Source organism: Xanthomonas sp. WHRI 7945, assembly GCF_035026585.1.
Genome location: NZ_JAYIQP010000012.1, coordinates 127,840 through 139,777 on the forward strand (window position 1 = coordinate 127,840; position 11,938 = coordinate 139,777).

General features: G+C 70.6%; 12 protein-coding genes. 1 reads left to right on the forward strand and 11 read right to left on the reverse strand.

Annotated elements, in window-relative coordinates; all coding sequences use genetic code 11:
• The 9 genes from VDQ83_RS11825 to VDQ83_RS11865 all read right to left on the reverse strand — a co-directional run bounded on the left by VDQ83_RS11825 (position 1) and on the right by VDQ83_RS11865 (position 8,274).
• Positions 1–1,350: an aminodeoxychorismate synthase component I gene (locus tag VDQ83_RS11825; protein WP_455435077.1), complete on the reverse strand. Its 1,350-nt coding sequence runs from the start codon at positions 1,348–1,350 to the stop codon at positions 1–3.
• Positions 1,351–1,562: 212 nt separating this feature from the next.
• The gene (gene fabF / locus VDQ83_RS11830) at positions 1,563–2,798 is read right to left on the reverse strand and encodes a beta-ketoacyl-ACP synthase II (protein ID WP_455435078.1); all 1,236 of its coding nucleotides are present in this window, start codon (positions 2,796–2,798) and stop codon (positions 1,563–1,565) included.
• 129 nt (positions 2,799–2,927) lie between these two features.
• On the reverse strand, positions 2,928–3,167 hold the full coding sequence (gene acpP, locus VDQ83_RS11835) for an acyl carrier protein (RefSeq protein WP_046981398.1): 240 nt from the start codon (positions 3,165–3,167) through the stop codon (positions 2,928–2,930).
• A 153-nt stretch (positions 3,168–3,320) separates the two neighbouring features.
• Positions 3,321–4,064 (reverse strand): 3-oxoacyl-ACP reductase FabG, encoded by a 744-nt coding sequence (gene fabG, locus VDQ83_RS11840; RefSeq protein ID WP_263397496.1) that lies wholly within the window; start codon positions 4,062–4,064, stop codon positions 3,321–3,323.
• A gap of 88 nt (positions 4,065–4,152) precedes the next feature.
• The gene (gene fabD / locus VDQ83_RS11845) at positions 4,153–5,097 is read right to left on the reverse strand and encodes an ACP S-malonyltransferase (RefSeq protein WP_455435079.1); all 945 of its coding nucleotides are present in this window, start codon (positions 5,095–5,097) and stop codon (positions 4,153–4,155) included.
• A gap of 242 nt (positions 5,098–5,339) precedes the next feature.
• Complete coding sequence (locus VDQ83_RS11850) at positions 5,340–6,134, reverse strand: glutathione S-transferase family protein (protein WP_455435080.1); 795 nt, start codon at positions 6,132–6,134, stop codon at positions 5,340–5,342.
• Between the two features lie 253 nt (positions 6,135–6,387).
• Positions 6,388–7,371 carry a beta-ketoacyl-ACP synthase III gene (locus VDQ83_RS11855; protein ID WP_263397493.1) on the reverse strand — a complete coding sequence of 328 codons (984 nt, stop codon included), beginning with the start codon at positions 7,369–7,371 and terminating at the stop codon, positions 6,388–6,390.
• Positions 7,372–7,467: 96 nt separating this feature from the next.
• Positions 7,468–7,662: a 50S ribosomal protein L32 gene (rpmF, locus tag VDQ83_RS11860; RefSeq protein WP_003468798.1), complete on the reverse strand. Its 195-nt coding sequence runs from the start codon at positions 7,660–7,662 to the stop codon at positions 7,468–7,470.
• 102 nt (positions 7,663–7,764) lie between these two features.
• Entirely contained in the window at positions 7,765–8,274 is a 510-nt protein-coding gene (locus VDQ83_RS11865) for a YceD family protein (RefSeq protein ID WP_145701821.1), read from the reverse strand.
• A gap of 179 nt (positions 8,275–8,453) precedes the next feature.
• Between VDQ83_RS11865 and VDQ83_RS11870 the strand changes: the two genes are divergently transcribed.
• Positions 8,454–9,026: a Maf family nucleotide pyrophosphatase gene (locus VDQ83_RS11870; protein ID WP_455435081.1), complete on the forward strand. Its 573-nt coding sequence runs from the start codon at positions 8,454–8,456 to the stop codon at positions 9,024–9,026.
• Positions 9,027–9,041: 15 nt separating this feature from the next.
• On the opposite strand, the gene VDQ83_RS11875 is transcribed toward VDQ83_RS11870, so the two are convergent.
• A complete protein-coding gene (locus tag VDQ83_RS11875) occupies positions 9,042–10,904 on the reverse strand; it encodes a hypothetical protein (RefSeq protein ID WP_455435082.1) in 1,863 nt (620 codons plus the stop codon).
• Positions 10,901–11,893, reverse strand: coding sequence for a glycosyltransferase family 2 protein (locus VDQ83_RS11880; RefSeq protein ID WP_455435083.1), 993 nt, complete (start codon positions 11,891–11,893; stop codon positions 10,901–10,903). The genes VDQ83_RS11875 and VDQ83_RS11880 overlap by 4 nt, the downstream gene beginning before the upstream one ends.
• Positions 11,894–11,938: the final 45 nt, after the last annotated feature.

Sequence of the window (11,938 nt, forward strand, 5' to 3'; positions counted from 1 at the left end):
TCACGGTTCCAGCGCGCGCAGCAGGCCGCGCGCCTTGGCCCGGGTCTCGTCGAGCTCGCGTTCGGGCTGCGAGTCGACCACGATGCCGGCACCGGTGCGGAAATGCGCCTGCGCGCCGTCCACTTCGGCGGTGCGGATCAGGATGTTCAGGTCCATGTCGCCGTCGCGGTTGAGCCAGCCGAACGCGCCGGTGTAGGCGCCGCGCGGGGTCTGTTCCAGCTCGGCGATGATCTGCATGCAGCGCACCTTGGGGCAGCCGGTGATGGTGCCGCCGGGGAAGGTGGCGCGGATCACCTCGCCGGGGCTGACGCCGTCGCGCAACCGTCCGCGCACATTGCTGACGATGTGGTGCACGTGCGCGTAGCTCTCCACCGTCATCAGCTCGTCGACCTCGACGCTGCCCGGCGCGCAGACCCGGCCCAGGTCGTTGCGCTCCAGGTCGATCAGCATCACGTGCTCGGCGCGTTCCTTGGGGTGTCCGACCAGTTCGCGGATGCGCGCGGCCTCGTCGTCGCCGGGCGCGCGCGGGCGGGTGCCGGCGATCGGCCGGGTCTCGACCACCTCGCCACGCACCGACACCAGCCGTTCCGGCGAGGAACTGACCACCGCGCGACCATGGCCGACGAACAGGCCGGCGAACGGCGCGGGATTGGCACGACGCAGCTGCGCGTACAGCGCGGCCGGGTCCACAGCGGCGGCGAAGCGCGCCGACCAGCGCCGCGACAGGTTGACCTGGAACACGTCGCCGGCGCGCAGGTAGTCGAGGATGCGGCGCACGCCGTCGACGAAGCGCTGCGGCGGGTCTTCGTCGATCGCCAGCGGCGGGGTCCAGGTCGGCAGCGGTGCGGCAGCGGGCAAGGCCCGCAGATCGGCGAGCACCTGCTCCAGCAGCCCCGCATGCGCGGTCTCCGCCAGCGCCACGCACTCGCCGCTGGCATGGTCGCGCAACAGCGCGGCCGGGCAGCGCAAGGCCAAGGCGATCGGCGCCGGCGCCTGTCCCTGCGGCAACTGCAGCACGGGCTCGACCTGCGCTGCCAGTTCGTAGTCCAGCAGCAGCGCCCAGCCGCCGCGGAACGGCCAGCGCGGTTCGTCGCGCGCGCAGCGTTCGGCGTGCCATTGCGCGTCCAGCGCGGCCAGGAAATCGCCCGCGAGCGGCGTGCCGTGCAGGTCGCGGGTCACGCCGTCGCGCTCCAGGCGCAGGCCCTCGCCGCTGGCGACCAGCAGCAGGTCCCAGCGGCCCTGCGCGGTGCCCGACGCGGCCGATTCCAGCAGCAGCGGATAGCGCTGCGGCGCCAGGCGGTGCAGCGCCAGCAGATCGGTGTCGGCCGGCAGGGGAACGGTACGCAGCATCAGGAATCCGGCGGGAGGATGGGAGGTGATGCGACGCCGCCATGGGGGACACAGGCGCAACCACGGACGCGCCCGTTCCCGCGGTACGGGCGCCTTCTCCGCATCAGAAAAAGGCGCGCCAAAAACCAGCTCGCGATTCAAACCAGCAAGTAGGCTCTACGAGTCCCGAGTCCCGAGTCCCGACCGGTGCCCGAGTCCCGAGTCCCGCAACCTCAAAGCCGCTTGAACACCAACGTCCCGTTGGTCCCACCGAAGCCGAACCCATTGGACATCGCCACATCGATCTTCTTCTCGCGCGCCACGTTCGGCACGTAGTCCAGGTCGCAGCCTTCGCCCGGCTCTTCCAGGTTGATCGTCGGCGGGATGATGCCGGCGTGGATCGCCATCACCGAGAAGATCGCCTCGGCGCCGCCGGCCGCGCCGAGCAGGTGCCCGGTCATCGACTTGGTCGAGCTGACCATGGTCTTGTAGGCGTGGTCGCCGAGCGCGCGCTTCATCGCCAGGGTCTCGGCCAGGTCGCCCAGCGGAGTGGAGGTGCCGTGCGCGTTGAGGTAATCGATCTGCTCGGGATTGAGCTTGGCGTCCTTCATCGCCGCGACCATGCTGCGCGCGGCGCCTTCGCCGTCCTCGCTCGGGGCGGTCATGTGGAACGCGTCGGAACTGGCGCCGAAGCCGACCAGCTCGGCGTAGATCCGCGCGCCGCGCGCCTTGGCGTGTTCGTACTCTTCCAGCACCAGCACGCCGGCGCCGTCGCCGAGCACAAAGCCGTCGCGGCCCTTGTCCCACGGCCGCGAGGCGGCGGTGGGATCGTCGTTGCGGGTGGACATCGCCTTCATCGAGCAGAAGCCGCCGACCGAGGTCGGCGAGGAGCCGCGCTCGGCGCCGCCGGCCAGCATCACGTCGGCGTCGCCGTGCTGGATCATGCGCATCGCCGTGCCGATCGAATGATTGGAGGTGGCGCAGGCCGAGACCGCCGAGAAGGTCGGGCCCTTCAGGCCCTTGAGCAGGCTCACCTGCCCCGGCAGCATGTTGATGATGGTGCTGGGCACGTAGAACGGCGAGATCTTGCGCGCGCCGCCCTCATGGAATTTGATGGTCTGCTCCTCGATGCCGAGCAGGCCGCCGATGCCCGAGCCGAGGATCGCGCCGATGCGTTCGGCGTTGCTGTCGTCGATCACCAGGCCCGAATCGTCCAGCGCCATCAGCGAGGCGCCGACGCCGTAGTGGATGAACGAATCCATCTTCTTGGCGTCCTTGGAGGACATGTATTTGGTCGGATCGAAATCCTTGATCTCGCCGGCGATCTTGGTGGTGAACTGCGACGCATCGATCTGGGTGATCGGGCCGATGCCGGAACGCCCGTTGACGATTCCTTCCCAACTGCTGGCCAGGTCATTGCCCAACGGCGATACCAGGCCCATGCCGGTTATGACGACGCGACGGCTCATTGCGAAATCTCCTCGCCGCGATGCGCGCGGCGTTGACGCTGTAAAAACACAGGGCCGCATGCGCGGCCCCATGGGATTGTCACGCGGACCGGACCCACGCAGGCGCCGATCGCGATCGAGAACGGAGCATCAGCTCTTGACGTGCGCCTTGACGTAGTCGATGGCCTGCTGCACCGAGGTGATCTTCTCGGCTTCTTCGTCCGGAATCTCGCACTCGAACTCTTCTTCCAGCGCCATCACCAGCTCGACGGTGTCCAGCGAGTCGGCACCGAGGTCATCGACGAACGATGCGCTGTTGGTGACTTCTTCTTCCTTGACGCCGAGTTGTTCGACGACGATTTTCTTGACGCGTTCTTCGATGGTGCTCATTGGGATATCGCTCCAGATGGAGTAGTGGTGGTTCGAAACGCCATCGGGCTGCGATGGCCGCGTTGGATAGTGTAGTGGAAACCGCCCGGCCCTTGCATCGCTGCACAAATGCCGGTCGATCAGCCACTTAGGCGCGTTCCCTGCGCCGCAGGCTTACGGCATGTACATTCCGCCGTTCACATGCAGAGTCTCTCCGGTGATGTAGCCGGCCCCGGGACCGACCAGGAACGCCACCGCGTTGGCGATGTCGGCCGGCTGGCCGAGCTGGCCGAGCGCGATCTGGTCCAGCAGCGCGGTGCGTTGCGCCTCGGGCAGGGCCTTGGTCATGTCGGTGTCGATGAAGCCCGGTGCGACCACGTTGACGGTGATGCCGCGCGAGCCGATTTCCTTGGCCATCGACTTGGAGAAGGCGATGATCCCGGCCTTGGCCGCGGCGTAGTTGGCCTGGCCCGGATTGCCGGTGACCCCGACCACCGAGGCGATGTTGACGATGCGGCCCTTGCGCGCCTTCATCATGCCGCGCAGCACCGCCTTGGAGGTGCGGAACACGCTGGTCAGGTTGGTGTCGATGATCGCCTGCCAGTCCTCTTCCTTCATCCGCATCAGCAGGTTGTCGCGGGTGATGCCGGCGTTGTTGACCAGGATCGAGACCGCGCCGAATTCCTTGCCGATCGCCTCGATCAGCGCCTCGACCGCGGCCGGATCGGTGACGTCCAGCGCGCGGCCGTGGCCGCCGTTGGCGGCCATCCGCTCGCCGATCGCCTGCGCGCCGGAGGCGGAGGTCGCGGTACCGACGACGGTGGCGCCCTGCGCGGCCAGCGTGTCGGCGATGGCCGCGCCGATGCCGCGGCTGGCGCCGGTGACGAGGGCGATCTCGCCCTGCAATGGCTTGCTCATCTGCTGTTCCTTGGGGGACGGACGGCGCGCCAGGCGCCGGGGGAAAGGAGGCCGCCGCGGGCATGCCCGCACGCGTGCGGCAGCGGCATCAGGCGGCCCAGGTCTCGAGCGCGGTGGCGAAGTCGGCCGGGGTGGCCAGGGCGCGCCCGTCCAGCGACTTGTCGATGCGCTTGACCAGCCCGGTCAGCACCTTGCCGGGGCCGCATTCGGCCACGCGGGTGGCGCCGCGCGCGGCCAGCGCCTGCACGCAGCCGGTCCAACGCACCGGCAGGTACAGCTGCTCGACCAGCGCCTGGCGGATCGCATCGACGCCGTCGTGCACCTGGGCGTCGACGTTCTGCACCACCGGCAGCTGCGGCGCGTGCCAGGCCAGGCCGCGCATCGCCTCGGCCAGGCGGTTGGCCGCCTCGCGCATCAGCGGCGTATGCGAAGGCACGCTGACCGCCAGCTTCACCGTCTTGCGCACGCCGCGCTCGGCCAGCAGCGCCAACGCGCGCTCGACCGCCGCGGCGTCGCCGCCGATCACCACCTGGCCGGGGGAGTTGTAGTTGGCCGGGACCACCACCTGGCTGCCGGCGGCCTGCGCGCAGACCTCCTCGACCAGCGCGTCCTCGGCGCCGATCACCGCGGCCATCGCGCCGACCCCAGCCGGGGCCGCGTCCTGCATCAGCTGGCCGCGCAGGCGCACCAGGTGCGCGCCGTCGTGCAGCGACAGCGCGCCGGCCGCGACCAGCGCGCTGTACTCGCCCAGGCTGTGCCCGGCCAGTTGCGCCGGACGCGCGCCGCCCTGTGCCAGCCACAGCCGCCACAGCGCCACGCTCGCCGCCAGCAGCGCCGGCTGGGTGTATTCGGTGCGGTTGAGCATTTCCTCGGGGCCGCCCTGGGTCAGCGCCCACAGGTCCACGCCGGCGCCGTCGGAGGCCTCGGCGAAGCTGTCGCGCAGTTGCGGGTGCAGCTCGGACAGTTCGGCCAGCATGCCCAGCGATTGCGACCCCTGGCCGGGGAAAACGAAGGCTAGTGTGGAATCGGTCACGCGGATCCGCCCTGCAAAAATCGAGCGGCGATGATACGGGCGAAACCGGCCGTACGTCTGTACCCGGGCGTATGTGCGCCTGGCGGCCCGTCGCCATGGCCGCCTGTGCTGCAGATCCAAGTTAGGAGGCTGAACAGGGCGAGCGGCGGTGCCGTGGCGGCGCTGCAGCGTGTCCGGCCAGCGTGCCGCCGTAGCGGCGTCCCTGGTCAGGATCGCGCGCAGTCCCGCTGCCCGGGACCCAGTCAATCGCGGTCGGGCGCGCCGAGCGGAAAGAGCGCCCGGTACGGCCGCGCTTCGTCCACTGCGCGGGCGAACGAGGGCCGTGCCAGCAGGCGCTTGCGGTAGGCGAGGACGTTTGCGAACGCGGGGTCGATCGGATGCGTCCAGTCCGCATAGAACAGGAACGGCGCCGCGGCGCAATCGGCCAGGCTGAACCCGTCGCCCGCCGCCCAGGTGCGGCCGGCCATCGCCGTCTCCAGCCAGGCATAGGCCTTGTCGAGCGTGGCGCGGGCATCGGCGACCCCACGCGGATCGCGCTCGCCTTCGGCCCGCAGGCGATCGAACACGACTCTCTGCTGCGGCGTGGAGATGTAGTTGTCGAAGAAGCGGTCCATGAAACGGACCTCCAGCGCCGCGCGCGGATCGGACGGCAGCAGGCGCACGGGTCCGGGATGATGCAAGGCCAGATGCTCGACGATGATCGTGGCCTCGGCCACCGTCCGCTCGCCGTCCACCAGCAGCGGGAAGCGGCCGAAGGGCCAGCGTGCGGTCAGTTCGGCCATCGGCTGCGGATCGTCGGCCGACAGCGACCGGTACTCGAACGGCGTGCCGTTCTCGTACAGCGCGACCAGGACCTTCTGGCAGTAGGACGAGAACGGATGGGCGTAGAGCTGCAGTGGCATCGTCGTCACCTCGGACAGGACAGGAGCGCAGGCGCGTTGGCCTGCTCTGTCTACGACGACCGTCGGCAGCGGAAATCGACATCCGCAGAAGCGCTTCGCGCATCGAGAATCGCCAATACCCTTTCCCGGCGACACGCCGCGATGCGTTGTCGGCGGCACCCGATTCGCGATGCAGTGACCGGTGCGGACGCTGGCGCCGCCGCGGCAGGCGCAGCTCGCCAGCCACTGACGCGGATGCGCCGCCCTGCCCAGCCAGTCGTGTTACCGCCGACGTGAATGGGGGGCGCTATCGCCGCTGCATTGCGGATCCGGAGCGAGCGGCCATGCCGTGTGTGCCTGCAGCGCACGGCACGCGGCCCGCAGGCCAGGTGCCGCCGCAACCCGGGGCTCAGTAGCGCAGCAGCGCCGAGCCCCAGGTGAAGCCGCCGCCAAAGGCTTCCAGCAGCAGCAGCTGGCCGCGCTGCACGCGGCCGGAACGCACCGCCACGTCCAGCGCCATCGGCACCGAGGCGGACGAGGTGTTGCCATGGATGTCCACCGTCACCACCACCTGCTCCATCGACAGCTCCAGCCGCTTGGCGGTGGCTTCGATGATGCGCAGGTTGGCCTGGTGCGGGATCAGCCAGTCCAGGTCGCCCTTGTTCAGGCCGTTGGCGTCGAGGGTCTCGTCGACCACCGCGTCCAGCGCCTTGACCGCGTACTTGAACACCTCGCTGCCCTTCATCTGGATGCCGCCGGCCGACGCATCGCCGGTCCCGTCGCCGAGTCCGGTGGAGATGCCGACCGGATTCCACAGCAGTTCCTTCTTGCTGCCGTCGGCATGCAGATGGGTGCTGAGGATGCCGGTGTCCTCGTCGGCGCGCAGGACCACCGCGCCGGCGCCGTCGCCGAACAGCACGCAGGTGGTGCGCTCGGTCCAGTCGACGATGCGGCTGAGGGTCTCGGTGCCGATCACCAGCACGGTCTTGGCGTCGCCGCAGCGGATGAACTTGTCGGCCACGCTGAGCGCGTAGACGAAGCCCGAGCAGGCGGCGTTGACGTCCAGCGCGGCGCAACCGACCGCGCCAAGCCGCGCCTGGATCAGGCAGGCGGTGGACGGAAAGATCAGGTCCGGGGTGGTGGTACCGACGACGATCATGTCCAGCGCGGCGACATCGATGCCGGCCGCTTCGATCGCCTTCAGCGCGGCTTCGTAGCCCAGGTCGCCGGCCGTCTGGCCCGGCGCGGCGATATGCCGCTCGCGGATGCCGGTGCGGGTACGGATCCATTCGTCGCTGGTGTCGACCATGTGCGACAGATCGTCGTTGGTCAACACCTTTTCAGGCAAATAGCTGCCGGTGCCCGCGATCCTGGAATAGATCCGCTTGCTCATGCTGATTCCTGTTGCCTGTTACGCAGGCCGCCCGTCGCGGCGCGGCCTGTGAAGATGGGTGACTCCGTCCGCCGCGGTGCGATGGACGGGCACGGATCAATCTTCTTCGACCTGCGAGGTCTTGGTCACGATCACCTTCTTGCCGCGGTAGTAGCCGTCGGCGGTGATGTGATGGCGCAGGTGGATCTCGCCGCTGGTCGGATCGGTCGACAGCTGCTTGGCGCTGAGGGCGTCGTGCGAACGGCGCTGGCCGCGGCGGGACGGGGTGACACGGGATTTCTGCACAGCCATGGGATTGCTCCAAACTCGGTTCGTTTACATCTGTCGTCATTACGTCGCGCAGGACGCGCGCGTCCGGCAACAACCTCAGGCAGCGGGCCGGCGGGCCGACCGCTACTGTTTCTTCAGCGCCGCCAACGCCGCGAACGGGTTGGCCTTGCTCACCTCTTCCTCGGTCGCCGGCCAGTCCTGTTCGACCGCCTCGCTTCCGGGCGCCACCGGCACCAGCGGGACCGCCAGCACCAACTCGTCCTCGACCAGATCGGCGGGCCGCAGCATGCCGTCGTCCGGCACCAGCAAGGCCTCGTAATCCGGCGGCAGCGCGGCCTCCTCGGCCTCGCTGCGGATCAGTCCCAGCCGCTGCACGCTCGACACCGGCAGCAGGAAGCGCTGCAGGCTGCGCTGACAGATCAGCGGCAGCGCGGTTTCGAGCGTCAGTTCGACGTAGGACACTTGCAGTACAGCGTCGCGGCCGAATTCCAGCGTGTAGCGGCATTCGCCTTCGGTATCGGCCAGGCTGCCTTGCAGACGGGTCATCGCCGAGAGCGGCAGGCGGTCTTCGAAGACCCTGCGCGCTGCGACCATCCGCCAGGCATCCAACAGTTCGGGCACGTTCGCGGACATAAGCCGCAGAATGTTAAGGACTGGCGGGGGCGCTGTCAAACCCTTGTCCTGTCATCCTGCTGACCCTGTCCTGCTGCCCCCGCTGTCCCCATCCTGACGCCCCGCCATCCTGCTTGCCCGGCCCTGCGCACCGCCGCAGACTGCCGGCCCCGGCACCCCGCCGCCCTGCCCGACCACCGATGCCGCGCCTGATCCTGGCCTCCACCTCCGTCTATCGCCGCGAGCTGCTGCAGCGCCTGCGCCTGCCCTTCGACAGCGTCCGCCCGCAGGTCGAGGAGACCCCGCTGCCCGGCGAAGCGCCGCTGGCGCTGGCGCAGCGCCTGGCCCTGGCCAAGGCCGCGGCGGTCGCGGCCGGCGCGCCGGAGGCCTGGGTGATCGGCTCGGACCAGGTCGCCGAACTCGACGGCCAGCCGCTGGGCAAGCCCGGCCATGCCGCCGCCGCGCACGCGCAGTTGGCGGCGATGTCCGGGCGCTGCGTGCGCTTCCACACCGCGGTGTGCCTGCTGCGCGGCGAGCGCGCACTGCGCGCCTGCGACCTGACCGAGGTGCGCTTCCGCGACCTACAGGCCGAGGAGATCGTCCGCTACGTCGCCGCCGAGCAGCCGCTGGACTGCGCCGGCAGCTTCAAGTGCGAGGGCCTGGGTATCAGCCTGTTCAGCGCGATCCACAGCCAGGACCCGACCGCGCTGGTCGGGCTGCCGCTGATCGCGCTGGCCGGGCTGCTGCGCGAGGCCGGCTACGTGCTGCCCTGAGCCGGTCAGCGCCGGTCAGCGCCGGCCGACCCGGCACCACTGGTATGGGAAGCGCGCCTGCCCGACCCACGACGCGTACACCGCGCAGGTCCCCGGCTGCAGCGCCAGGCCGTAGCGCGCCAACTGCTGGTCGGCCAGCGCCAGCGCCTGGCGGTCGCCGGCGGCGATGTCGATGGCCCGTTCCGGCAGCATGGCCCACCGGCAGCGACCGGCGCGCTCGACCAGCGCCGCGCGTACCGGCTTGCGCGCCAGCCGCCGCATCAGCCGGCAGTCCGGCCCCTGGTCCAGGCCCAGGCGCGCGGCCAGCGCATTGAGCCGCAGCAAGCGTTCGGCATTGCGGTCCACCGTCGCCGGCAGCAGCGCATAGGCCTGGCCGCGTTCGGCCAGCAATGCCTGCACGCGCTCGGCATAGGCCGGCGACTCGGGGAAATTGGACGCCACCGACGCATACGCCGCCTGCGCCGGCAGGAACGGGATGCGCCACGACTGCGGTGCGTCGCCGACCAGCAGCACCAGGCTGCGCGCCGGCTGCGGCAGGGGCGGCGCCTGCACCCGGAACGCGGCGCGCGCCCAGCGCTCGTGGCCCCAGTCGCCGCAGCCCTGCAGCGCGACCAGCGCGCAGGCGATCAGCGTCCAGCGCGCCGCCGGCGCCGCGATGCGCGCCGGCAGCAGCCGCCGCAGCCCGACCCACAGCACCAGCGGCGCCAGCAACTCAGGCACCACCAGGTAGCGCTGGATGCTGAACACTGACTGCCAGGCCAGGAACGCGACCACGACGAACACCAGCAGCGCGCGCCACGCCGGCGCGACCACGTCGCTGGCGGCCGCGCCATCGACCACGGCCCGGCGCGGCCGGCGCAGCGCGGACAGCAGCAGCGCGGCCAGGCCGAGCAGGTACAGCAGCGGCCACACGATCTGCCGCAGGGCGACCTCGCTGACCCGGTTCGGCTCGGCCGAGAACAGCAGCGGCCAGCTCAGCCACTGCAGCCAGCCCTTCGGCAGCCAGCGCGTATCGCTGAGCGCGACCGGCTGCGCCAGCGGCGCCAGGAAATGGCTGTTGAATTGCGGGAACAGCGGATTGCCGAAGGTCTCCCACACGCTCAGCAGCCATGGCCCGGCCAACACCGCGAAACTGGCCATGGCGACCACGGTCAGCACCGCGGCCCCGCCCAGGCGCTGCCGCGCGCGACCGCCAGCGACCAGCGCCGCGATCCCCAACGCCAGCGCGAACAGCGCATTGGTCAGCTTGCAGGCCAGCGCCAGGCCCAGCAGCGCACCGGCCAGCGCCCACCACGCGATCGCCACGCCCTGTCCGGCCGCCTGCTGCCGGCGCTGCGCGTGCAGTGCCGCCAGCAGTGCGCCCAGCACCGGCAGCGCACTGGTGTTGTCGGCCATGGTGCCAGCGAATTCGGACAGGAAGGCGGCGCTGCACATGCCGGCCAGGGCCAGCCACGGCGCCAGCCGCGCGCGGTCCAGGCGCGGGTCCAGCACCTGCCAGACGATGCCGGCCAGCAGCAGGAACGCCAGCGCGTGCAGCGCGCCCATCGCGAACCCGGCCAACGGCGCGGGCAGGCCGGTCAGCAACGCGTAGTGCAGCACGTCCAGCAGCGGATTGAAGTAGCTCTGCAGTTGCGCTGGCGCCAGGTCCACGCTGAGCCGGCCGTGCAGTGCGGCATAGCCGTTGTACAGATGGTAGTTGCGCAGGTCCCAGTTGGCATCCTGGCCCAGCAGCAGCGACAGCAGGCCGCCGAGCAGCGCGACCGCGATGCCGGCGGCGATCACGTTGCCGCGGCTGTGGAAGGCGAAGCGGCGATCCAGCGCGCGCAGCAGGCGCTGGCGGCGGTTCGGGCGCCGCGGCGTGGCGATGGCCGCGCTCATGCGTTGTCGGCAAGCGGCGCCGCGGCGTGCGCCGACGGCAACGGCAACGCCGGGATCGCCAGATAGGCCAGGCGCTTGGCCTCGACGCGGCCGCGCGTGACCGTGTCCAGGATCAGCCCGCAGGCCAGCAGCAGGACGCCGAGCAGCACCAGCGCCGAGCACAGGATCGCGGTCGGGAAGCGCGGCACCAGGCCGGTGTGCAGGTAGGTGAGCACCAGCGGCACCGCCAGGCCCAGCGCCAGCAGCACGCAGGCGCCGAAGCCCAGCGAGAAGAACAGCAACGGCCGTTCGGCCTTGAACAGGCGCAGGATGGTCAGCAGGATGCGGGTGCCGTCGTGCCAGGTGCGCAACTTGCTTTGCGAGCCCTGCGGCCGCGCGCCGTAGGCGGTGTCCACCTCCGCCACCGGCATGCGCAACTGCAGCGCATGCACCGCCAGTTCGGTCTCGGTCTCGAAGCCGGCCGCATGCGCGGGAAACGACTTCACGTAGCGGCGCGAGAACACCCGGTAGCCGGACAGCATGTCGTCGAAGCTACGCCCGAACAGGAAACCCACGCAGCGGGTCAGCAGCACGTTGCCGAAGCGGTGTCCGGCGCGATAGGCGGCGGCCTCGTCGCTGCGCCGCGCGCCGACCACCATGTCCAGGCCATCATGCAGCAGGCGCGCGATCAGCGCCGGCGCCATCGCCGCGTCGTAGGTCGCATCGCCATCGACCAGCACGTACACGTCGGCCTCGACGTCGGCGAACAGGCGCCGCACCACATTGCCCTTGCCCTGCAGCGCGACCTGCCGCACCTGCGCCCCGGCCGCGCGGGCGCGCTCGATGGTGGCGTCGCTGGAGTTGTTGTCGAACACGTGGATGCTCGCCGCCGGCAACTGGGCGGCGAAGTCGGCGACCACCCGGCCGATCGTGGCCGCTTCGTTGTGGCAGGGAACCAGCACCGCGATCCGCGGCGGGGCCGCGTCGTGGGCGGAGGAAGAACTGGGCATGGGCGGCGTGCGGTCCTGCGCGGCGGGCGTGGAAAGGCGCGCCAT